Raw genomic sequence first — 23,100 nt, 5'->3', positions numbered from 1 at the left:
CCTTCAGCGTCCGGTTGCTGCCGGAACCTGCGCGAGCACCTCCCGGGTGGCGGCGACCAGCCGCGCGAGCCACGCGTCCGTGCCGGCGGCCCGCCGGAGCGGCTCGTTGGGGAGTTCGATGCTCACCGGCAGGCCCGCCGGCAACGTCGACCAGATGTCGGCGAGCGGGATGCCGCCCGACCCCGGAACGAGGCGCTCTTCGCGGGCCTGACGGATCAGTTCGGCGTCGTCCGTGGGCGCGGGCACCGAGCCGTCGCACATCTGGGCGTAGTGCAGCCATGCCCGCGGGATCGCCGCCAGGTCGTCGAGCGTGGTGCTCGACCGTCCGGCGTGCAGCCCGTCCACCAGCACGCTGCGGGCCGGCCCGTCGGCCTGCGCCACGATCTCGACCGCGGTGGTCGCGTCGGGCACGGCCGTCCACGGCATGAACTCGAGGCTCGCGACGATGCCGTACTGCGCGCACAGTTCCGCGAGCCGGGCATAGGAGTCGGTGAGCCGGGAACGGTCGCGGTCGTCGCCGCCGACGAGCACGGCCTTCGCACCGAGGCGTGCGCCCGCCTCGAGCAGCGGAACGTACGACTTCGAGTCGAAATCGGCTCCCAGTCGGATGATTTCGAGGTCGAACACGTCGATCGGCGAATCGTCGAGACGACGGATCAGCGTGTCGAGGGCGGCGTCGTCCTCGTGCAGCGGGTAGGCGGTGGTGCCGGGCGCGGCGGGCAGCAGCCGGATGCCGATGGTGTCGAAGCCGTGCTTCTCGGCGAGGTCCACCTGTTGCAGCGGCGCGGTGTCGAGCACGGTGAGTGCGGCGAGGCCGAGTGGGGCGGTCATCGCTGATCTCCTGTCGTCGAGGCGAGGCGGCGACCGGTGAGGTAGCCGAAGGTCATGGCCGGGCCGAGGTTGATGCCGCCGGACGGGTAGTGGCCGCCCATGACGCTGGACTGGTCGACCCCGACGGCGAACAACCCGTCGATCGGCTGGTCGTCGTCGTTCAGCACCCGGGACGTCGCGTCGGTGACCAGACCGGCGAACGTGCCGAAGCTGCCGGGCACCACCTTGACCGCGTAGAACGGGCCCTCCTCGAGCGGTGCGAGGGAGGGGTTGGGCCACGGATTGTCCGGGTCTCCCGACCCGATGGTGAACGGCGTGGTGCCACGACCGAACTCGGGGTCGACGCCGTCGCGGGCGCCCTCGTTGAACGCTGCGACCGTCTTCTCCAGGCCGTCGGGGTCGACGCCGATCTTCTCGGCCAGCTCCCGCACCGTGCGGCCGCGGGTGAGGTAGCCGGACTTCAGGTACGGCCACGTGGGGATCGGCAGCGGCTTGGCCATGCCCAGCGGGAAGTACCGCAGGTACCGCTGGTCGGCGATCAACCAGGAGCAGACCTCGTCGCCGTTGGGGACCTGGTCGACCATCGCGAGCGTGTAGTCGTGGTAGCCGAGGGCCTCGTTGACGAAGCGGCGGCCGTCGGCGAGAACGCCGATGGCGCCGGGCTTTCCGCGGTCGAGGATGTGCGGGAACACGCCCTCCTTGCCGTTGCGGTATCGGATGATCGACACCGGGCAGTACGCTACCGGCGATGCGACCGAGCGGTCGAGTCGCCCGCCGACCGACTCGCCGAGGGTGATGCCGTCGCCGGTGGTCGTGGGCGGGGTGAGGGTCCAGTGTTCACGGCCCGTGGGCGTGCGGGGGAAGAGTTCGCGGCGCCGGTCGACGTCGCGACTGAAGCCGCCCGTCGCGAGGACGACTCCGCGGCGGGCGGACACGGAGTAGGCCCCGTCCGGGCCCTCCAGCCGGACACCGGTGACACTGCCCGCGGAGTCGGTGGTCAGCGCGGTGGCGGCCGTGCTCACGCGGATCTCGACGCCGGCGTCGAGCGCCGACCGCAGCAGCCGGCCGACGAGTGCGGTGCCGTTGACGAGTTGCTGGCCGCGGCGTGTGGTGGCGAGGTCGAGCAGGTGCGTGGACACCCTGCGGGCGCAGTGCACGAACGCCTTTGCCGAACGCGTCGAGTGCAGGAAAGCCTGGAGGTCCGGGCCGGCCATGATGCCCATGCCGAGGAACGAGGTCTCGTAGAGCTGCCGTCGGAGCAGCGCCGCGACGTCGGGGCCGAGCTTCCGGAGGCTCGCCGGTTTCGGCCCGACGGAGCGGTGTCCCGTGCCCGCACCCGGCGTGTCGCCGTGGACGTCGGCGATCTTCGCGCCCGGAACGAACTGCAACGCCGTCTTCGTCTCGAAGAACTCCACCATCTCGGGTGCTCCGTCGAGCAGGGCGTCGACCTTGGCGGCGTCGAAGTTCTCGCCGAGTCGGTGCGCGAGATAGGTGCGCGGCAGCGAGCGGTCCTCGTTCACGCCGTCCGCCTGCGCGAACAGGTTCCGCGGCGCCCACATCCAGCCGCCGGACCATGCCGTCGCGCCGCCGCACGTATCCGCCTTCTCGACGACGAGGACGGAGGCGCCCCCGTCGGCTGCGGCGACGGCGGCGGACAGACCGCCCGCTCCGGAGCCGATGACGACGACGTCATAGGTGGCGGTGGTGTGTTCGGGGGTCATAGCGTCTCCTGAGCGGATGTTGTTGCGAAAGTCGTTGCGGGCGTGAGGTCGACGACCCGGCCGGTGCGCGAGGACTCGTAGATCGCCGCGATGATCGCCAGCGAGGCGCGCGCGTCGCGTCCGGTGACGGCGGGGTCGCGACCGGCCAGGACGGCGTCCGCGAAGTCCTGCACCTGGAGTGTGTGGAAGTCGGCGAGTCCGGCGTTGACTTCCGTGACGTCGAGATTGGCACGGACGCCGGGTGTGAACGGGGTGCGGAACTCGACTTCTCCGGGGACCGTCCAGATCTCGTTGACGCCCTCCCGGCCCTCCGGGAACTCGAGGACGCTCGCAATCGCACCGGTCTGCCCGATCACGGTGACCCGGTTGCCGAGGTTGTGGTTGGCGCCGGTGGTCGCGGTGACGGTCGCCGTGCCGCCCGACGCGAACGAGACGACGGCGGACGCACTGTCCTCGGTCTCGATGTGGTCGCCGTGCGTGTGGGTGCGGATGAAGCCGCTCACCGAGACGGCCTCACCCATGAACCATTGGAGCATGTCGATCTGGTGGACGGCCTGTGTCATCAGGACTCCGCCTCCGTCGGTGTCCCACCGTCCGCGCCACGCGTCGGCGGAGTAGTAGGACGACGGGCGGTGCAGGAGCACCGACGCCTCACCGAGCACCGGAACGCCGATCCGGCCGTCGTCGATGGCCGTCCTGATGCGTTTCGCGGCCGGCCAGAACCGGCGCTGGAACAGCACACCGAACGTGATGCCGGCGCGGTCGGCGGCCGCGATCATCCGGTCTGCCGCGGCGACGTCGACCGCGATCGGCTTCTCGCACAGCACGTGGATCCCGGCCTCCGCGGCCGCGACGACCACCTGCTCGTGCACCGGGTGCGGTGTGCAGACGGTGCACGCATCGAGGCCGAGGGCGATCAACTCCTCCACCGAACCGACGGCCCGCGCGATACCGTGTGCGTCCGCGAACTCGCGGGCGCGGTCGACGTCGGGGTCGCAGCAGCCGACCACCTCGACGCCGGGCACCTGCTGCAGGGCCCGCGCGTGGTTGCCGGCGATCTTTCCGCAGCCGACGATGCCGATACGTAGTGCCATCAGTAGTGCTCCTCCGTTTCGACGTCCCGGGCCGCGGACTCGCCGCGGTCGAGACGGTTCAAGGCGTCGACGTCCGCGGCGGTGAGCCGCACGTCGAGGGCGGCCAGGTTCTCGGCCTGGCGCGCGGGATTCGCGGATCTCGCGATCGGCACGACACTCTGCGCGAAGTGCCAGGCCAGGACCACCTGCGCGGGGGTGCGGTCGAGGCGCCGGGCGATGTCGGTGACCGCGGGTGAGCCGAGAACCTCGCCGCGGCCCAGTGGGCTCCACGACTGCGTGAACACGCCGAGTTCGTCGTCGGCGCGCCGGACCGGCAGCCGGGCGAGCGACGGGTCCATCTGGATCTGGTTGACCACGGGCGCTTCTCCGGTCTCGGCGACGACGCGACGCAGGTGCTTCTCCAGGAAGTTGGAGACGCCGACGTGGCGGACGAGGCCGGCGTCGCGGCACGCGAGCATCGCCTCGAACGCCGCCACGTACCGGTCGTGGCGTGGCAGCGGCCAGTGGATGAGGAACAGGTCGAGCCGATCGAGTCCCAGATTCTTCAGGCTGCGCTCGACCGCGCCGCGGATGTCGCCCGACACGTGATCGCTCCCACGCAGTTTCGTGGTGACGAACAGCTCCTCGCGGGGCAGTCCGCACTCCGCGAGCGCAACCCCCACGGCGTCCTCGTTGTCGTAGACCGTGGCGGTGTCGACGAGCCGGTAGCCGGCTTCGATGCCGGACAGCACGGCCCGGGTGGCGTCCGGGCCGGTCAGTGGCCAGGTCCCGAGACCGAGGGGCGGGATGTCCATCATGCGCTGACCTCCTCGCGGGCTTCGGCGGCCGCGGTGATCTTCGCGACGACGTCGGCTGCGGTGACGAGAGCGGCGTGGATGGAGCCGCCGTCGCCACTCGCGTCACCGACCGTGTGGACGCCGAGTCGCAGTGCCAGCGACCGCACCGCGGCGAGCAGGTCGGTACGCGGTTCGACACCGTGCGAGATCAGCAGTTCGCCGGGGGCGTCGACCACCCGCTCTTCTCCGGCGGTCGAGATCACCACCCGGTCTTCCTCGATCCGCGTCACGATCGACGACAGGTGGGTGGTGAGGTTCGCACTCGCCGCGAGCCGCGGCAGCAGCACGATCTTTCCGCGCCGGCCGACGTCGTGGGCGATCGTCTCCTGCGGGCCGATCATGACCACCTTCGTGCCGTGCTGGAGCAGGTCGTCGGCGACCGCGGCCGCTTCCCGGTCGGCGCCGAAGATCGTGATCGCCTCGGGTGCCGGGTCTCCGGATTCCAGGAACTCGCGAACGTCGCGGACCCTCCGGGTGTCGGCCCCGGGGAGGTCGACCTCGGGTCCGCGGCCGCCCGTCGCGAGCACGACGGCGTCGAAGTCGAGTTCCGCCAGTGCGGCGGCGTCGACCCGCGTGCCGGTGTGGCAGGTGATGTCGAGGTCGGCGATCTCGGCGAGGTACCAGTCGACGATCCGTGAGTACTCGGGGTACTCGTGCAGTCGCGAGGCCAGCGCGAAATCGCCACCGAGACTGCCACGTTCGTCGTACAGGTCGACGCGGTGCCCGGCGAGCGCGAGGTCGCGGGCGGCCGCCATCCCCGACGGGCCACCGCCGACGACGGCGACACGCACCGCCACGTCCGCCGGTTTCGACGGCTGCTCGAGTTCGCGGCCCACCCACGGATTGACCGAGCACGGAACGGGTCCGGCGGCGAGGCTGTCGATGCAGTAGTTGCAGGCGATGCAGGGCCGGTACCGGCCGCCGTCCAGCGCGCGGTTCGGGAAGTCCGGGTCGGCGTGCAGGGTGCGGGCCATGCTGACGAAGTCGGCCTGCCCCGATTCGATGATCTGCGCGGCGACCTCGGGTGAGTTGATCCGGCCTGCGACCCCGACGGGGAGGTCGAAGTCCCGCGTGTACTGCTCGGAGTACGGGGCGAGGAGGCCGCGGGGCCACTCGCCGGGTTGGATGATCCACTGCCCGGCTTCGTAGTTGCCGGCGGAGACGTCGAGGAAGTCGAGCCGGTCGGTGTCGATCGCGTCGATCCGGGCGCGGGTCGTCTCGGCGTCGAGACCGCCGTCGACGGCCTCGAACGCCGAGAACCGCAGTCCGAGAGCGATACCCGGTGCCATCGTGCGCACGGCGTCGATCACCTTGTTGACGAACAGCGTCGGGTCGGCCCACTCGTCGTCGCGGTGGTTGTACGCCGGCGAGAGGAACTGGTGGATGAGGTAGCCGTGACCGCCGTGCAGCGAGATCACGTCGACCCCGGCCTGCTGACAGCGCGCGGCGGCCTCACCGAAGCATTCGATGATGTGCTCGATGTCGTCGCCGTCGAGTTGCTCGGGCATTTCGCCGCCGACCACCGCGCACGGGATCGGCGACGGTGCGACGGGGACGAATCCGCTGACGGAACCCTGCGCGGTGCGGCCGCCGTGATTGAGTTCGACGCCGGCGAGCGCACCCTGCGCGTGGATCGCCGCGGCCATCTTCGCGATGCCCGGGATGCGTTCGTCGACGTCCACGCCCATCTGCCGGATACGACCCTTGCCGTCGGCCCGCACGTAGCTGGCCTCGGTGAAGACGAGAGCGGCACCGCCCGCCGCACGGCGCTCGAGGTACGCGACGTAGTCGTCGGTCATCGTGCCGTCGACTTCGCAGTAGTTGCGCTCCATCGGCGCGGACACGAAGCGGTTGCGCAGTCGCACGTTACCCAGGTCGAGTGGTGCGGCGAACGGACGCGCGGTCATCGGGACTCCTCGAGAGCGGTCGGGGCGCACTGATCGGCGAGCAGTTCGCCCAGGTGACGTCGCATGCGGTCGGGGTCGGGCGTGACTCCGGTGAGGAGGGCGAACGTGTCGGCCGCCTGAGCGACGAGCATCTGACCGCCGTCGAGCACGTCGCAGCCGAGAGCGGTTGCTGCCGTGACGAGTTCGGTCCGCAGCGGGCGGTAGACGATGTCGGCGACCCACAGTCCGGGATGGAGCGCGTCGGTGTCGAACGGCGTTCCCGGATGTCCGACCATGCCGATCGGAGAGGCGTTGACGACGCCGTCGCAGTGCTCCAGGTTCGCTTCGATCGCGTCGAGGGGGATGGCCGTGACTCGTGTCTGCGGGAACGCCGCCGCGAGGCGCGCGCAGACGTCCGCGGCACGGGCCGGGTCGAGGTCGGCGACCCGCAGGTCCGTCACCCCGGCGGCGGCGAGCGCGTAGGCGACGGCCGAACCGGCACCGCCCGCACCGGCGAGGACGACGCGGCCGAGCGTGGCATCGGGCAGTCCCCGGCGCAGCGCCGCGAGGAATCCGCTGTGGTCGGTGTTGTGACCGATCAACCGCCCGTCGCGGACGACGACGGTGTTGACGGCACCGAGAAGTCGCGCGTTGTCGGACAATTCGTCGAGTGAGTCGACGACCACCTGCTTGCACGGGTGGGTGACGTTGAGTCCGGTGCAGCCCGCCGCGACGGCCTGCCGCAGCGTGTCGCCGGAGTCGTCGACGGGGATGCCCTCCGCCGCGACGTCGATCAGGTCGTAGCGGTAGTCGGTCAGGCCGAGGGCGGCGGCCTCGTGTTCGTGCAGCGCCGGCGACAGGGACGTGGCGATCCCTGCCCCGACGAGGCGGATCCGGTGCCGGATGGATACGGGGTGCATGACAATCTCCTGCAGTGAAGGGCGGGGCCGGTCAGGCGTCGTTGCGGACGAGCGTCTGGTGCCGGGCGCCGACCGTCGTCGTGCCGGGTTCGCCGAGCTGCTCGGTGGGGGTGCGGTAGGTCTCGGGACCGGTGAGTGCGGCGACCGACGACAGCAGCGCGAAGCCCAGGCACATCCAGGCGACCGGGGTCCAGTTCGCGGTGTCTCCCGCCGACAGCCACTGCGCGATGGCCGGGGTGAAGCCGGCGACCAGAAGTCCGAGCATGAGGCTCACGGCCATTCCGGTGTACCGGACCTTGGCGGGGAACTGCTCGGGGAAGTACGCCGGGTACACGCCGTTGGGCATCGCATAGAACAGGCCGATCAGGACGATGCCGGCCGCGAATACCATCGGTGCGCTGCCGGTTCCGATCGCGTGGAAGAACACGAACACCATGCCCGCGGCGCCGACGGCGCCCGTCACGAACACCGGTTTGCGGCCGATCCGGTCGGCGAGCATTCCGAACAGCGGCTGGGTGAGGACCGCGACGAAGTTGGCGGTGGCGATGGCCCACAGCATCGTGGAGCGTTCGAGCCCGGCGACCTGCACGGCGTAGGCCAGCGCGAACACGTTGACGATGGTGTTGATCATCGCGAACGTCGCGCTGAGGCTGATGCGGATCACGGTGCGCCAGTGCGAGCGGAACATCTCGACGACGGGGATGCCCGCCGTGTCGTCGTGTTCCTTCAGCTCTTCGAAGACCTCCGGCTCGTCGAGCTTGCGACGCAGCCAGACCGCAACACCCGTCACGACGATGCTGAGCAGGAAGGGCACACGCCAGCCCCACGAGTAGAGCGCGTCGTCCGGCAGCGCGGCCACGGGAATGAACACCAGGCTCGAGATGACGATGCCGAACATGATGCCGCTCATGGTGAACGAGGTGTAGAACGAGCGACGGTCGTCCGGTGCGTGTTCGAGCGTCAGCGCGGACGATCCTGGCGATTCGCCGCCGGCGGACAGGCCCTGCAGCAATCGCAGGAGCACCAGGATGATGGGCGCGGCGATACCGATCTGGTCGTACGTGGGCAGGCAGCCGACGACCACGGTCGCGATACCCATGAGCAGGAGGCACGCCAGCAGCGAATTCTTGCGCCCGTATCGATCCCCGAGATGTCCCCACAGCACTGCGCCGAGTGGACGCGCGATGTACGCCACGCCGAGCGTGCCGATCGACAGCAGGGTCGCCGTGGCTCCTCCGCCCGGGAAGAAGATTCGCGGGAAGACCAGCGCTGCCGCGGATCCGTAGATGAAGAAGTCGTAGTACTCCAGCGTGCTGCCGAGGAATCCCGAGACGGCGGCCCGGCGGGCGTTCTCGTTCGGTTGTCCCCCGGTGTCGCGAGTGGAAGTGCTTGCCATGGTGTTCCTTTCGTCCCAAGGATCCGGTGCGCCGCGAGGCTTCCTTCGGAGGTGATCCACCTCACACGAAGTTCCGGACCGTGACGAGCGTGTCATGGCGAACTATGCGCAGTCCAGCGCAAAAAAAGTCTTAGATATAGACCAAAAATGTCCTAATCGGGAGTCGGGAGAATGTCCTCCGAGACCGCGAGGGCCACCCGGAGCGCGTCGGAGACCCGACGCGGTGACCAGGCGAGTCCGTGGTTCATGTAGATCGGCTCGCCGGTGAGCGGCACGAACACCGTGCCCGGGGGCGTGAGCGCGGCAATGCCCGACGTCATGAGCGCCACGCCGACACCCGCCGCCACCAGCATCAGGATCATGTACGGATCGGTGATCTCCTGCACCACGCGGGGACGGAACCCCGCATCGACGCAGGCCCGCATCGCGACCTCCTGCAATGCCGAACCGGCCGACAGCGGTGTCGTGACGAAGCCGTCTTCGGCCAGGTCGCGCAGATCGATCTCCGGCTCGGACGCGAGCGGGTGGTCCGCCGGGAGCACGGCCCCGAACGGCTCGCGGCGGATCAACCGGGTGGACACCGAGGCCGTCTCGACGGGAAGGCCGACGAACGCGAGATCGAGTGCACCACTGTCCAGTTGGGTGATGGCGTCACGGGTCATGATGCGTCCGACGAGGGTGAGTTCGATGTCGGGGTAGCGCTGCCGGAGCGCGCGGGTGAGCGGGGGCAGGGACAGGTGATTGAGCACGCCCGTGAAGCCGATCTTGATGCGACCGTACACGCCCCCGGCGGACGCACGGGTGGCCTGCCGCGCGATGTCGACGCTCTCGAGAATCCGGTACGCATGCGGCAGGAACGTGTGTCCGGCCGACGTCAGGGCGACACTGCGGGTGCTCCGCTCGAACAACGGCACGCCGATTTCCTTCTCGAGTTTGCGCACCGTCTGACTCAGCGGCGACTGGGCCATCTGGAGTCGCGCCGCGGCCCTGCCGAAATGCAGTTCTTCGGCGACGGCGACGAACGCTTGCAGCCAGCGAATCTCCATCGGATTCCCTTCGGCGAGTTTGACGAGTGTTGCTCAGCCCATATATTCCAATTCATACACAGTGTGAAACGGATCATACCGATTTCGCACATAGAACAAGACTACTGCGCACACAGTCGCGAGGAGAAAACACCATGTCCACGTATCCCGAGGGCGCCACCGCGCTCGTCACCGGCGGCGCGAGCGGAATCGGCGCGGCGTGCGCGAAACGCCTCGCCGACGCCGGGGTCCGCGTCGTCACCGCCGACGTCGCCACGGGGGCCGACGAGCACCTCGACGTCACCGACGCCGACGCCGTCGAGAAACTCGCCGCCCGGCTCGGCCGTGTCGACATCCTCGTCAACAGCGCCGGCGTCGTGGGACCGTCCGCTCCCCTGGTGGACGTCGATCTCGAGGACTGGCGCCCACGTTCCGGATCAACGTCGACGGGACATTCCTCCTCTGCCGCGCGTTCGTGCCGGCCATGACCGGCGCCGGCTGGGGGCGGGTCGTGAATCTGGCGAGCATCGCGGCGAAGGACGGGAATCCCAACCAGAGCGCCTACTCGGCGTCGAAGGCCGCCGTGATCGCGCTGACGAAATCGCTCGGCAAGGAGGTCGCGAAGACCGGTGTCCTGGCCAACGTGGTGGCACCCGCCGCGGTGGAGAGCCCGATGAATGCCGGCACCGACCCGGCGATCCTCGCGCGGTCGCAGAGCCTGACCCCGATGGCCCGGATGGGACGGCCCGAGGAGATCGCCGAACTCGTCGCATGGCTGTGCTCGGAAGCGCTCAGCTTCTCGACCGGCGCCGTCTACGACGCCAGCGGTGGCCGGGCGTCGTACTAGCTCGACGCTCGCTCCAGCCAGTTCGGCAATGGCACCGCCATCTTCACCAACGACGACGGCGGCGCCGCCCGACAGTTCCAGAACGAGGTCGAGGTCGGCACGGTCGGCATCGACGTCCCCGTCCCCACCGCGTACCACTCCTTCGGTGGCTGGAAGAACCCCCTCTTCGGCGACACCCATGCTCACGATGACGAACTCCGAGGTGGCGCCGGCATGCACCTCGGCGTGGTCACCCACATTCACATGCGTGCGACTTCCAGGATTTTCGGTCCTCCCCTGTCTCTCCGCGCGCACGAATTCCCGGTCAGCCTCGATTCTCGTGCCCCGGCCCGTGCAAATCCTCGTTGCTGTGCGAATCGCGAACCCACTCGACGGTAGATGCGAACCTGCACGTCAGCACGCCGAATAGGCGCGGGGTCCTGAGCCGTCCGCGCGTGCGGTGGTCACTTTCGCGATCAATCCCTCTCACATCTCGATGCCTTGACAACGGCGATGCAGTGTGACCACCATTACTGCATCATGTGATAGAGGTTATCACAGTATGAGAGGAAATTATGAAGGTTGCGATCCTCGGCTTGGGTGAAGCCGGAAGTCTCTACTCGTCGGGATTCCTCGCGAAGGGCTGGGAGGTGACCGGGTTCGACCCGGCCGACACCGCCACTCCCGCGGGAGTGCTGCGCTTCGACGACGTCGCCGACACTGTGCGGGGTGCGGATCTGGTGCTGAGTCTGACCAGCGCGAAGGTGGCGGTGCGGGCGGCGCTCGACGCCGCACCGCATCTGTCGGCCGGCATTTGCTACGCGGACATGAATGCCGCGCCGGCCGAGATCAAGGCGCAGGTCGCCGACGTGGTCGGCGCGGCAGGCGCTGCGTTCGCCGATGTCGCGGTGGTCGGGTCCGTCCCCGCCCACGGGGCGCGTACCGCTCTGGTGGTCAGTGGCGACGGATCGACCGCGGCGGCCGCCTATTTCGAGGCGCTCGGCGCCGCGGTCGAGGACATCTCCGGTGCGCCCGGGGACGCGTCGAACCGCAAGCTGCTGCGCAGCGCGTTCATGAAGGGCCTCGGCGCGTTGATCGTCGAATCGGTCGATGCCGGGATCGCTGCCGACGCCGAGCAATGGGTGCGTGCGCAGATCGCCGGTGAGCTGTCCGGCAGCTTCTCGGCCCTGGACCGGCTGCGGGACGGCACCCGCAAGCACGCCGCCCGACGCTCGGTGGAGGCGGCCGCCTCGGTCGAGCTCCTCGACATCCTTGGGGTCCGCCCCGTCCTCGCGTCCGCGACGGCCGAGGTGCACCGCACCCTCGCCGATGCGAATGGACGCGCCACCGACGAGTTGCTCGAGGCCTACGCCGGGCTCCCGGTCGCCAACATCGGCGACGCCCGCCAGCGCATGGGCATGGTCGATTCGGGTATCCATGCCATGTGGAAAGGTGCACGGATCGTCGGCCGTGCCCGCACGGTGTGGACCCGGGCCGGCGACAACAAGGCGCTGCACGAGGCGCTGGCGAAGGTGCAGCCTGGTGAGGTGATTGTCATCAACGGACAGGGCGACCAGAACCGGGCCTTGATGGGTGAGTTGATCGCCGAACGCGCCCGCTCCCGCGGCTGCGTCGGCATGATCATCGACGGCGCCGCCCGCGACATCGATGTCCTGCAGGAGATCGGATTCGGTGTGTGGGCCCGCGCGGTGAACCCGTCCGGCCCCTACAAGGACGGCCCCGGCAAGATCGACGTCCCGGTCGCGGTCGGCGGTGTCGTCTGCGCACCCGGCGATCTGGTCGTCGCGGACGACGACGGCGTCATCATCATCCCGGCGGCCGAAGCGTTCACCAGCCTTGCGGGTGGCCGGGCGGTCGAAGCCGACGAGGCGCAGCGTCGCGCCGCGATCATCGCCGCCCGTAAGGTCGCGGCATGATTGCCATCTGGGCGTTGCTGGCGTTCATCGCGTCCATCGTCTTCTGGAATGCGGTGCTCAAACGCAACATCGGTGAGGCGATGATCGTCGGGTTCGTCGTCGTCGGGGCCTTCGCCGGCCGTGACGCCCCGAAGTACATGTGGGAGGGCTTCGTCAATTCGATGCAGGAGGAAGTGACGTTCGCCGGGCTGGCGTTCATCTTCATGAGCTTCATCCTCGCGAAGACCCCGGTGCTGGACCGGCTCATCGACATCCTCAACTCGTTCCTCGGCCGCCTGCGCGGCGGCCCGATCTACACGTCCACCGTCGCCGGCGGCATGTTCGGTGCCATTGCGCATGTCGGCGCCTCGGTCACCGCCGCGGTCGGCTCTGTCACCGTGCCGTGGATGAAACGCTCCGGCGTGAGCGGCGAACTGTCCGCGACGGTGGTAGCCGGCTGCGCGGGCATGGGCGTGACGTTCCCGTTCAGTGCGACCATGTTCATCCTGGTCGGGTCGAGCACCGTCACCGGGATGATGGCCGCGGACGACATCATCGTTCCGCTCGCCATCGCCGGCCTCTGGTGCCTCGGCTACCGGCTGGTGCTGAGCTACTACCTGGTCCGCAAGAACGGCCTGCAGCCGATCGCCCCGGAGGACCGGATCCCGGTCAAGCGGAGCCTGCGGGTCGGGTGGACCTCGCTGTTGCTGTTCGTCCCGATCCTGATCCCGCTGCTGCTCACCCGCGGTCCGATCGCCGCACCCATCGCGCACTACACCGACCTGGTGATGTCGAGTGCTCTGAGCCTGATCACCTGGATCCCCGTCCTGATGATCCTGCTGGTGCTCTTCCTCGGGCGCCGGCACCTGCCCAAAACCAGCACGGGCTGGTGGAAAGTCCTCGGCGACGCCGCCCCCCAGTTCGGCGTCATCGGTATCACCATCGTTGCCGCGTTCTCCGCGTCGGCGGTGCTCGCCAAGCTGAAACTGCCTCAGCAGTTGACCGCGATGCTCGAAAGCCTCAGCGCACCGTCCTGGCTGATGGCGATCCTCGTCGGGATCATCATCGTCATCATCGCGATCCCGCTGACCGCCTCTGCCACCATGGCCTCGGTCGGCCCCGTCGCCGTCGCCGCCCTGGTCGGCACCGGTATCGCCGCCCCCGTCGCCGCGGCCGCCGTCTTGGTCTTCGCGTCCACCGAGGGCGCCTCCCCGCCCTCGGGCGCTCCCATCTACGTCGCCTCCGGTATCGCCCGGATCGACCCGTCGAAGATCTTCATGCCACTCCTGAAGTACTACTGCATTCCCATCCTCGGCATCGGGGTACTGATCGCCCTCGGCCTCCTCCCCGTCTAATCCCGCGACAGGACACGTCATGTTCCAGAAAAGCGTCTCTACCCTCTTCCGCATCAGCGTCGTCGCGTTCCTGCTCGGCGGACTGGCGATCGTGCTCGGCCAATCCGTCGGACTGATCCTCGGAGACGGCGTCGTCGTCACCCACGTCGAGGAACTGCTCGCCCCTTACGCCTACGGTGCCGCAGGCATCGCCGGACTGCTCGCCTTCGTCTTGTCGTACTTCCACCACGGCGGAGAGGAGGACGCCCTCGGAAACGAGGACTCTCCCGCCCGCACCGCCGAACACGTCGGATGACCAGGCGGATGAGCACGATCGGTGCCGACTCCACCTACGCCGACCTGTGCGCCCGCACCGACGGCGCCCCGGCCGGGTCGAGTTGGGGAGTCTTCGACAACCGGGACCGGGGGACGGCGAACTTCGCCGGCCCCGGGCAGGTCCGCGACGCCGCCACCCTGGTCACCCGGGGTGCGGTGTTCGCCCTCGACTATCCGCTCGGCGCGTTCGACCCACCGATGGCCCGGTCGCGCACGGCGCCGAAGCACACCATCGTCTCCGCGCACGCCGAATCCCGCGACGACCTCCTCGACGGTTTCTACCTGCAAGCCAGCAGTCACCTCGACGGATTGCGCCACCGACGGGTGTCCGGGCACGGCTTCTATGGCGGCATTCCCGACGACCAGGTCACCGAAGGGTCCCCGGCGCTCGGGATCCAGGCCTGGTCGCAGGACCCGATCGTCGGCCGCGGCTTGCTCCTCGACCTCGAAGCGCTTCACGCCGAACGCGGGCATCCCCTCGACCACACCCTGGGTCCGGCGCTCGACCCTGCCGACCTGGACGCCGCCGCGCAGCGCCAAGGCTGCGAGATCCGCGGCGGTGACCTTATTCTCGTCCACACCGGCTGGGCGCACTGGTACCTCACCGCCACCGACGACCAACGCAACGAGGTCCGGACCGGCCGCCGTTCCACCGGCTTCGCACAGAGCCGCTACCTCGCACAGTGGTTGTGGAACAACAAGATCGCCCTCTTCGGCACCGACACCTTCGCCGTCGAAGTTCTCCCCGTCCTCCCCGACAGCCCGTTCACGGAGTCAGCCCCCGAGGATGCCGGCATGATGCACCAGGAACTGATCGGCAAACTCGGCGTCCCCCTCGGCGAACTGTGGAACCTCACCGCACTCGTCGAGGACAGCCGCCGCACCCACTCCTGGGACGCCCTGGTCACCGTCAAACCGCTCAACTTCGTCGGCGGGGTCGGTTCGCCCTGCAACGCGACCGCCATCCGCTGACAGGTTTATCGCACAATGATAAGTTTCATCGAAAGTAGGTGAATCGAGGAGGAAACATGGCGGCGCCGACCAACAACATGCGATCACTGGACCGCGCGTTCGACGTGCTCGGTGTCCTCCAGGAGGCCAAGCAGCCCCTGCGGCTCAGCGAAGTCGCCCGCCACGCCTCACTGCACGTCGCCACCGTGCAACGGATCCTCGGCGTGCTCCTCGAACGCGGGTACGCCGCCCGCATCGGCGACACCTACACCGCCGGGCCCGCTGCGCTCGCGGTCGCGCACGCGTTCATGGTCACCAACCCGCTCAGTGTCCTTGCCCAGCCCATGCTGCAGCAGCTCGCCGCGAGTACGGGGTTCACCGCGTCGATGTATGTGAAGGTCGAGTCCTCCCGAGTGCTCATCGCGCGGGTGGAAAGCGACCATCCGCTCAACTACATCCTCCCCGTCGGTGAGCGCCTGCCGCTCTACCTGGGCGGCGCCGGGAAGACGATCCTCGCTCATCTCGACACCGCGGAGGTCGACGAGATCCTCGGCGGTATCGGCGACATGGCATTGGCCAGCGGTGCGACCGTGTCGAAAGCGGAACTGTTCGCCCAACTCGACAAGATCCGCAGCGATGGCTTCGCCGTGTCGGTCAGCGAACGCCTCTACGGCATCGCCTCCGTCACCGCCCCGGTCCGCGCCTCCGACGGCACCCTCGTCGCCGTCCTCGGCGTCACCGGACCCGCCGACACACTGACCGACACCCAGATCGACCACCTGATCCCCGAAGTCCGTCGCGCCGCCACCACTCTCGGCACACGGGTACCCGTCGCCGGCTAGCCGGAGCAATGGCCAAACCTGCACGTAGTCAAGACATCATCGCCTTCGTCCATCAAAGCCAACGGGGCGGTTCCCCGACTTCACCGTCGATGTTCACGCCGACGGTGCCGCGTCCGGCGGCCCACCGCACGACCGCGGCGAGGGGTCCGGACACCTTCTCGGCGGGCGGTGAATCCGGCCGCACGGCAACCGGTTCATTTCCGTCGACCGCGAGCATCAGGCCGGCACCGAGGTCCTTGCGCCGCCACATCCCGACGATGTCGGTGAGCAGCGACTCGAGGACCACGTCGGGGAAGTCGCCGAACCGGCCGCCGTTGCCGAGGTCGACCGCATGGATCCACACCTCCCGGGTGCGCATCCACGCCGTCTCCGACACCGGCACCAGACGGCCCTGCGCGGTGCGGACCTGCGCATCCCACGCCGAGGCGGGCAGGTTGCGCCACTTCTCGTCGAGCCGGGCGACGGTGTGGTCGAACAGGTTCCGCAGCGCCGCCGCCGACAGGGTGGCGCCCTCGACGATCTCCCGGCCCCGCTGCTCCGCCGACGCATACATCGGGGTCTCGATCCCGGTGGCCGCCCAGTCCAGCAGCCGGCACAACGCGGCGGCGTTGTAACCGACGTGCGCGAGCAGATGCCGCCGCGACCACCCGGACAGGAGGGTCTGCCCGTCGAGGTCGGAATCGGACAGCTCGGCGAGGCGTTGCGCGAAGTACGCGGTGCCGCGGCGCGCGATCAGCAGCCGCTCGGCCAGGGGAAGATCGTGGAAACCCACCGGGTGCACCCCTACTTGACGATCGTCGTGTTGCGGACGGTGCCCAGGCCCTCGATGGTGACCTCGACGGTCTGCCCGTCCTGAATGTAGAGACCGGGCTTACGGGCGTGCCCGACCCCGCCCGGGGTGCCGGTGATCACCACGTCACCGGGCTGCAACGTCACGATGTGCGAGATGTACTCCACCAGCCTGGCCGGGGTGAACACCAGATCGTCGGTGGTGGTGGACTGCACCACCTGCCCCTCCAATTTCGTGACCAGAGTCCCGCCGAACGTGTACGAGTCGGTGGTCGTCAGGAACGGCCCGAAACCACTGGTCTTCTCGAACGTCTTGCCCTGATCCCACTGCAACGTCCGGTACTGGTAATCGCGCATCGTGTAATCGTTCATCACCGAATACCCGGCGATGTACTGCTCGGCGTCCGCCTCCGGCACCTGGTACGCCTGCCTGCCGACGACGAACGCCAACTCCCCCTCCCAATCCAACTGGGCGGCGGCATACGAGGGGACGATCACGTCGTCGTACGGACCAGTCAACGCCTCCTTGAACTTCGCGAACAGGGTCGGGTACTCGGGCAGATCCCGGCCCATCTCCTGGATGTGGTTGGCGTAGTTCAAGCCGACGCAGATGATCTTCCCCGGGTTCGGGACCACCGGGGCGTAATCGGCCCCGTCGAGATCGACGGTGGCACCGGACGCGTTCTGCGCGAGGGTTTTCCAGTCAGGGTCGGCCAGCAGGGCGGACAGGTCCGGGTACCCGTCGATGATCGTGGCGGTGGTGTCGGAATCGACGCGGACGGCGACGGTGGCGCCGGCGCGGCGCAGGGTGGCAAGCTTCATGGGATTTTCAGGCTCCTTCGGAGATGTAGGTGCGATCAAAGTGCAGGCGCTCGACGATGGGGGCGTCGGAGAACGCGAACAGGTCGAACTCGGTGTCGGCCTCGATCGACCACTCCGTCCAGGACGGGACGACGATCATGTCCCCCGTGCCGACCTCACGGTTCTCGCCGTCGAGGACGAACCGGCCGGAACCGTCGAACACCTGGTAGACGGTCGATCCGACGTCGCGGCGGGGCCGGGTGCGGGCGCCGACGCGCAGGCGGTGGAACTCGGCGCGGATCGTGGGCATCACGTCGCCGCCGGTGGTCGGGTTGGTGTAGCGGACCGCGGCGTGACCGGGTTCGGTGGTCGCCGCGTACCCCTCGTCCTCCAATGCCAGCTGCTCGCGCAGCGCGGCGTCGGTGTGCTCCCACCGGTACGCCGCGATCGGCGACGACGCCTTCGCGTCCAACCCGACCAGCGGCCGCAGCCCCGGATGCGCCCACAACCGCTCCGACCGGGACACATCCGGGGTGGAATCGTCGGTGACGTTCTCGGACCCGAATTCGAAGAACCCGGTGTCGGTGTAATGCACGAACGGGATGTCCAGGCCGTCGATCCAGGCCATCGGCTGATCGGTTTCATTGTGGTGACCGTGGAAATGCCAACCCGGGGTCAACAGGAAATCGCCGCGCCGCATCGCCACCGGATCCCCGTTGACGACCGTCCACACCCCCGCCCCCTCGACGACGAACCGGAACGCGTTCTGCGCGTGCCGGTGCTCGGGGGCCACCTCCTTCGGACCCAGATACTGGATCGCCGCCCACAACGTCGGCGTCACATACGGCACCCCACCCAACCCCGGGTTCGCCAGGGCGATCGCCCGCCGCTCCCCACCCCGGCCGACCGGCACCAGATCCCCGGCCCGCCGCGCCAACGGATACAACGTCGACCACTTCCACACGAACGGCACCGCCCGCGACGCCGGCGTCATCGGCATCAGATCACCGACTTGCGTCCACAACGGATTCAGGTGCTCGGCCTCGAAATCGGTGTAGAGCTGTGTCAGCTCCGGAGCGTCGTCGACGTGCGGTTCGGTAGCGGTCATGGCGTCGACGCTAGGAGGGTCGGCGTCCCGGCTGATAGAGAATTCTTCTGTCCAGAATTATCGTCAGGGTTCGAGGTCGGCGATGTCCACCTCGAGTTCGCGGATCGCGTTCTTGATCTGCGACACCAGCGGTCCCTGCGAGTGCTGCCGGAAGCGGGTGATGGGCACGGCCACCGTCAGCGCCCCGACGGCCGTGCGAGCCCGGTTCCGGATCGCGACACCGAACGCCGCGACCCCTTCCTCGGTCTGCTGCACGTTGACGGCGAATCCGACGGCGCGGGCGGCGGACAGTTCCCGCCGGAACCGCTCGAAGTCGTCGGGCGACAGGCGGCGGTCGCCCCACTCGCGGTCGTCGTCGGGCAGATCCGCGGGCCGCAGGTACAGCTGTTCGAGGGTCGCTCGCGGCAGTTCTGCCAGCAGAATGCGTCCTCCCGCAGTCAATTCCGCGTCGAGCACCTGACCCTGACGGTCACCGACGCGCAACATTCCCGTCGACTCGGCGGACGAGAGGAAGCGCGCCTGGGTGCCGACGCGGATCACGAGGTTGACGGTCTCGCCGCACAGGATCGCGAGGGCTTCCATGTGGGGCCTGCAGAGGTCGGTGAACTCGCGCGTCCACCCGCGCTGGGCCGGGCCGGCGCCCATCGCCGACCCGGGGTGGTACATGCGTTTCTCGTCCTGAACGGCGAACCCTCGGTACACCAGCATCGCCAGCAGCCGGTGCGCGGTGGACGGCGCGATGCCGAGTTCCTCCGCAGCGTCCTTGAGCCGCAGCCCGCCGACGTCGCGCAGCATCTGCAGCAGGCGCAACGCGTTGTCGACGGACTCCAACATGTACGTCGGCTTTTCGATCGTTCGCTTCTTCTGCACAGCAGAACTTTATTGCACGCGAGCTGTGCGCCGCATCACCCTCGATTCATGCCCCTCACTGCCACCACTACGGTGCCGCCGACGAACCGTGTCGGATTGGACCGCAACGCCGCGATCGCCGTCGTCGTCTGCTGGCTCTTCGTGGTCTTCGACGGCTACGACCTCATTGTCTACGGCAACGTCATTCCGAGCCTGCAGAAGGAGTGGGGCATCAGCGCCGCGACAGCGGGCACCCTCGGCAGCCTCGCATTCCTCGGGATGATGATCGGCGCGGTGCTCGCGGGACGCCTCTCGGACGTGGTGGGACGCAAGCGTGCGGTGATCGGGTGCGCGATCGTCCTGTCCGTGTTCACCGCGCTGTGTGCGCTGGCGACCGGACCCGTCATGTTCGGCGCGTTGCGTCTGATCGCCGGACTCGGCCTGGGCGGCCTCGTGCCCACCTCCAATGCGCTTGCTGCAGAACTGATTCCTGCGAAGTGGCGCGCCGCGGTGGCCACGATGATGATGTCCGGTGTTCCCATCGGCGGTTCGATCGCGGCGCTGCTCGGCATCCCCGTCATCCCGAACTGGGGTTGGCAGCCGATGTTCGCCTTCGCGCTCGTCCCGCTGATCCTGCTGGTTCCGATCGCGTGGAAGACGCTGCCCGACCACACTGCGGCGGTGACGTCGGCGGAGGTGCGGCCGGCAACCGGCTTCAGCGCACTGCTCGGTACCCGGTTCCGTTCCGTCAGTATCATGTTCGCGCTCGCCACGGTGGTCACCCTGCTCGCCTGGTACGGCCTCGGCACGTGGCTGCCCAAACTCATGCAGGGCGAGGGCACCGATCTCGGCAGCGCGCTCACGTTCGCCCTCGCTCTCAACCTCGGCGCCGTCGCGGGCTCGTTCGTCACCGCGTGGGGCGGCGTCCGGTTCGGCACGATCCCCACGAGCATCGTCGCCGCACTCCTCGCGGGTCTCGCCCTGCTGGCGTTGCTCACCGCCCCACCCGTGGCGCTGGTCTACGTCATATTCGTGCTCGCCGGCGTCGGGACACACGGAACCCAGTGCCTCATCATCGCCGCGGTCGCGTCCTACTACCCCGATTATCTGCGGGGCACGGCCCTCGGCTGGGCGCTCGGCGTCGGCCGCGTCGGAGCCGTCGCCGCACCGCAGATCGGTGGCTTGCTCCTTGCCGCCGGACTCGGCGCGGATTCGAACTTCATCCTCTTCGGCGTCAGCGCGCTCGTCGCCGCACTGCTGCTCACCGTGATCTGGCGACGCTTCCCCTCCCCCACGTGAGTGCCGCCGTGTGCCCCGGCACGCATTGCCACTCACATGCCCCGAACGCACGAAACGAAGGAACTGTCATGTCGAATCTGCAGGACGCACGCATCATCATCGCCGGAGGCGGGATCGGCGGCGCGGCCAACGCCCTGGCCCTCGCCCGGAAGGGCGCGAACGTCACGCTGTTCGAACGTGCCTCCGAGTTCGGGGAAGTCGGCGCCGGACTGCAGGTCGGACCGCACGGCGCCCGCATCCTCGACTCCTGGGGCGTACTCGACGACGTTCTCTCCCGGGCCTACCTGCCGAAGAACATCGTGTTCCGCGACGCCGTCACCGCGGAGGTGCTCACCACGATCGACCTCGGCACCGAGTTCCGTGCCCGCTACGGCGGACCGTACTTCGTGACCCATCGCAGCGACCTGCACGCGACACTCGTCGACGCCGCACGGGATGCGGGCGCCGAACTGCACACGGGCATCACCGTCACCGACGTAATCACCGACGGTGACAAGGTGACCGTCAGCACCGACGACGGCCGCACCCACGAAGCGCACATCGCGCTCGGCATGGACGGCCTCAAATCCCGGCTGCGGGGGAAGATCTCGAACGACGAGCCCGTGTCGTCCGGCTACGCCGCCTACCGGGGCACCACCCCGTACCAGGACGTCGAACTCGACGAGGACATCGAGGACGTAGTCGGCTACATCGGACCGCAGTGCCACTTCATCCAGTACCCGCTGCGCGGCGGCGAAATGCTCAACCAGGTCGCGGTGTTCGAATCGCCCGGTTTCAAGAATGGAATCGAGAACTGGGGTGGCCCCGAGGAGCTCGAACAGGCCTACGCGCACTGCCACGAGAACGTCCGCCGCGGGATCGACTACCTGGGGAAGGACCGGTGGTGGCCGATGTACGACCGCGAGCCGATCGAGAACTGGGTGGACGGGCGGATGATCCTGCTCGGCGACGCAGCGCACCCGCCACTGCAGTACCTGGCCTCGGGAGCTGTGATGGCGATCGAGGACGCCAAGTGCCTCGCCGACTATGCCGCCGAAGACTTCTCCACGGGCGGAAACTCCGCGTGGCCGCAGATCCTGAAGGAGGTCAACACCGAACGCGCACCGCGCTGCAACCGCATCCTCACTACCGGACGCATGTGGGGTGAGCTGTGGCACCTCGACGGCACCGCCCGCATCGCGCGCAACGAACTGTTCCGCACCCGCGACACGTCGAGCTACAAGTACACCGACTGGCTGTGGGGGTATTCGTCCGATCGCGCGTCATAACCGCTTCTCTGCCGGAATGGTTCGGCAGACTGGGAGCGTGACCCTCAACCCTGGTGCAGACCCGTGTGTGGCGCGATGGCGAGTGCGTCGGCAAGGATTTCCCGCTTGCCGACGTGTCCGAACAGGTGAAGGACGAGAATGCGCTCGTGTGGGTCGACCTGTGCGACCCCGACCACGAGTGCCTGACCGAGCTTGCGGCCGAGTGGTCGCTCGATCCGAACGCCATCGAGGATGCCGTCGCCCGCGGTGAGCGGCCGAAGGCGACGCGCTATGCGGGCCATGCGTTCGTGACCGCGTACGCCACCTGGTTCGAGACCGACGACGTCAGCACTCTCGGCGTTCTCGATTCTCGGCTTCGGCTCAGCCGCGTCTCCGCGTTCGTGGTGTCGAACGGGATCATCACGGTGCGGCGGGACGATCGATTCGACATGTCGCAGGTGGTGGAGCGCTGGGAGGAGGACCCCGCACTGCTCACACCGGGTTCCGGCGCACTCGCGCTCCTGCACGGACTGCTCGACGCCATCGTGGACGGGCAGTTCGAGACGATCGAGACGATCGACGACGCGATCGAAGCGCTCGAGGAGGGCTTGTTCGACGAGTCCGCGCGGACCCGGGAGATTCAGCAGCGCACGTACCGGCTGCGGAAGGAACTGGTGCAACTGCGTCGCGTCGTGCTGCCGATGCGGGAGGTGGTGGGCGCCGTCATGCGCGGGCGGGCCGAATCCCCACGCGACAAGTCGCCGGTTCTCGACAGCTTGTACACCGATCTCTACGACCACGTGACGCGCGCCGCGGAGTGGACGGAGTCGTTGCGCGACATGGTGGTGACCGTCTTCGAGACGAATCTGTCGCTCCAGGATGCCCGGCTCAACACCGTCATGAAGAAGCTCACCGGATGGGCGGCCATCATCGCGGTTCCCACGGCGGTGACCGGGTGGTTCGGTCAGAACGTCTTGTTCCCCGGAGTCGGGCAGCTGTCGGGGATGATCGCCAGCACCATCGTGATCGTGACGTCGGCCACCCTGCTCTACATCCTGTTCCGCCGACGCGACTGGCTGTAGTCGGGACGGAC

General features: G+C 68.5%; 20 protein-coding genes and 2 pseudogenes. 10 read left to right on the top strand and 12 right to left on the bottom strand.

Features of this window, described 5'->3' with window-relative positions; genetic code table 11:
• Positions 1-3: 3 nt before the first annotated feature.
• From QM841_RS05105 to QM841_RS05070, 8 genes are all read right to left on the bottom strand, one after another.
• Positions 4-831 (bottom strand): sugar phosphate isomerase/epimerase family protein, encoded by an 828-nt coding sequence (locus QM841_RS05105; protein ID WP_283331139.1) that lies wholly within the window; start codon positions 829-831, stop codon positions 4-6.
• Complete coding sequence (locus tag QM841_RS05100) at positions 828-2,552, bottom strand: FAD-dependent oxidoreductase (RefSeq protein WP_283331138.1); 1,725 nt, start codon at positions 2,550-2,552, stop codon at positions 828-830. Before QM841_RS05100 ends, QM841_RS05105 begins: the two co-directional genes overlap by 4 nt.
• Entirely contained in the window at positions 2,549-3,646 is a 1,098-nt protein-coding gene (locus QM841_RS05095; RefSeq protein ID WP_283331137.1) for a Gfo/Idh/MocA family protein, read from the bottom strand. The genes QM841_RS05100 and QM841_RS05095 overlap by 4 nt, the downstream gene beginning before the upstream one ends.
• A complete protein-coding gene (locus tag QM841_RS05090) occupies positions 3,646-4,443 on the bottom strand; it encodes an aldo/keto reductase (protein ID WP_283331136.1) in 798 nt (265 codons plus the stop codon). The genes QM841_RS05095 and QM841_RS05090 overlap by 1 nt, the downstream gene beginning before the upstream one ends.
• The gene (locus QM841_RS05085) at positions 4,440-6,389 is read right to left on the bottom strand and encodes an oxidoreductase (protein ID WP_283331135.1); all 1,950 of its coding nucleotides are present in this window, start codon (positions 6,387-6,389) and stop codon (positions 4,440-4,442) included. The genes QM841_RS05090 and QM841_RS05085 overlap by 4 nt, the downstream gene beginning before the upstream one ends.
• On the bottom strand, positions 6,386-7,288 hold the full coding sequence (locus QM841_RS05080; RefSeq protein ID WP_283331134.1) for a shikimate dehydrogenase: 903 nt from the start codon (positions 7,286-7,288) through the stop codon (positions 6,386-6,388). Before QM841_RS05080 ends, QM841_RS05085 begins: the two co-directional genes overlap by 4 nt.
• A 31-nt stretch (positions 7,289-7,319) precedes the next feature.
• Entirely contained in the window at positions 7,320-8,684 is a 1,365-nt protein-coding gene (locus QM841_RS05075) for an MFS transporter (RefSeq protein ID WP_283331133.1), read from the bottom strand.
• Between the two features lie 152 nt (positions 8,685-8,836).
• Complete coding sequence (locus QM841_RS05070) at positions 8,837-9,730, bottom strand: LysR family transcriptional regulator (RefSeq protein ID WP_283331132.1); 894 nt, start codon at positions 9,728-9,730, stop codon at positions 8,837-8,839.
• 134 nt (positions 9,731-9,864) lie between these two features.
• On the opposite strand from QM841_RS05070, the pseudogene QM841_RS05065 reads away from it, so the two are divergent.
• From QM841_RS05065 to QM841_RS05035, 7 genes and pseudogenes are all read left to right on the top strand, one after another.
• A pseudogene (locus tag QM841_RS05065) lies at positions 9,865-10,556 on the top strand (SDR family NAD(P)-dependent oxidoreductase).
• 12 nt (positions 10,557-10,568) lie between these two features.
• A pseudogene (locus QM841_RS05060) lies at positions 10,569-10,751 on the top strand (aldehyde dehydrogenase family protein); the annotation flags it as partial.
• A gap of 359 nt (positions 10,752-11,110) precedes the next feature.
• Positions 11,111-12,472, top strand: coding sequence for an RraA family protein (locus QM841_RS05055; protein WP_283331131.1), 1,362 nt, complete (start codon positions 11,111-11,113; stop codon positions 12,470-12,472).
• Positions 12,469-13,806: a TRAP transporter large permease subunit gene (locus QM841_RS05050; protein ID WP_005250744.1), complete on the top strand. Its 1,338-nt coding sequence runs from the start codon at positions 12,469-12,471 to the stop codon at positions 13,804-13,806. The genes QM841_RS05055 and QM841_RS05050 overlap by 4 nt, the downstream gene beginning before the upstream one ends.
• 19 nt (positions 13,807-13,825) lie before the next feature.
• Complete coding sequence (locus QM841_RS05045) at positions 13,826-14,101, top strand: hypothetical protein (RefSeq protein ID WP_283331130.1); 276 nt, start codon at positions 13,826-13,828, stop codon at positions 14,099-14,101.
• Between the two features lie 8 nt (positions 14,102-14,109).
• The gene (locus QM841_RS05040) at positions 14,110-15,093 is read left to right on the top strand and encodes a cyclase family protein (protein ID WP_283331129.1); all 984 of its coding nucleotides are present in this window, start codon (positions 14,110-14,112) and stop codon (positions 15,091-15,093) included.
• A 56-nt stretch (positions 15,094-15,149) separates the two neighbouring features.
• Complete coding sequence (locus tag QM841_RS05035; RefSeq protein ID WP_283331128.1) at positions 15,150-15,914, top strand: IclR family transcriptional regulator; 765 nt, start codon at positions 15,150-15,152, stop codon at positions 15,912-15,914.
• Positions 15,915-15,966: 52 nt separating this feature from the next.
• Here QM841_RS05035 and QM841_RS05030 read toward each other — a convergent pair whose 3' ends face one another.
• The 4 genes from QM841_RS05030 to QM841_RS05015 all read right to left on the bottom strand — a co-directional run bounded on the left by QM841_RS05030 (position 15,967) and on the right by QM841_RS05015 (position 19,482).
• On the bottom strand, positions 15,967-16,686 hold the full coding sequence (locus QM841_RS05030) for a maleylpyruvate isomerase family mycothiol-dependent enzyme (protein WP_283331127.1): 720 nt from the start codon (positions 16,684-16,686) through the stop codon (positions 15,967-15,969).
• A gap of 11 nt (positions 16,687-16,697) precedes the next feature.
• Positions 16,698-17,525, bottom strand: coding sequence for a fumarylacetoacetate hydrolase family protein (locus QM841_RS05025; protein ID WP_283331126.1), 828 nt, complete (start codon positions 17,523-17,525; stop codon positions 16,698-16,700).
• Positions 17,526-17,532: 7 nt separating this feature from the next.
• The gene (locus tag QM841_RS05020) at positions 17,533-18,612 is read right to left on the bottom strand and encodes a cupin domain-containing protein (RefSeq protein WP_283331125.1); all 1,080 of its coding nucleotides are present in this window, start codon (positions 18,610-18,612) and stop codon (positions 17,533-17,535) included.
• Between the two features lie 63 nt (positions 18,613-18,675).
• On the bottom strand, positions 18,676-19,482 hold the full coding sequence (locus tag QM841_RS05015) for an IclR family transcriptional regulator (protein ID WP_283331124.1): 807 nt from the start codon (positions 19,480-19,482) through the stop codon (positions 18,676-18,678).
• Between the two features lie 48 nt (positions 19,483-19,530).
• Between QM841_RS05015 and QM841_RS05010 the strand changes: the two genes are divergently transcribed.
• The 3 genes from QM841_RS05010 to QM841_RS05000 all read left to right on the top strand — a co-directional run bounded on the left by QM841_RS05010 (position 19,531) and on the right by QM841_RS05000 (position 23,089).
• Positions 19,531-20,760 (top strand): MFS transporter, encoded by a 1,230-nt coding sequence (locus QM841_RS05010; protein WP_283331123.1) that lies wholly within the window; start codon positions 19,531-19,533, stop codon positions 20,758-20,760.
• A gap of 68 nt (positions 20,761-20,828) precedes the next feature.
• Positions 20,829-22,028, top strand: coding sequence for an FAD-dependent monooxygenase (locus QM841_RS05005; RefSeq protein ID WP_283331122.1), 1,200 nt, complete (start codon positions 20,829-20,831; stop codon positions 22,026-22,028).
• Positions 22,029-22,078: 50 nt separating this feature from the next.
• Positions 22,079-23,089: a magnesium transporter CorA family protein gene (locus tag QM841_RS05000; protein WP_283331308.1), complete on the top strand. Its 1,011-nt coding sequence runs from the start codon at positions 22,079-22,081 to the stop codon at positions 23,087-23,089.
• The last annotated feature ends 11 nt before the right edge of the window (positions 23,090-23,100 follow it).

This window comes from Rhodococcus sp. IEGM 1307, assembly GCF_030056915.1.
GTDB classification, from domain to species: domain Bacteria; phylum Actinomycetota; class Actinomycetes; order Mycobacteriales; family Mycobacteriaceae; genus Rhodococcus_F; species Rhodococcus_F opacus_D.
The sequence above is the reverse complement of the archived record's forward strand: the minus strand, read 5'-3'. Positions and strand labels throughout refer to the sequence as shown.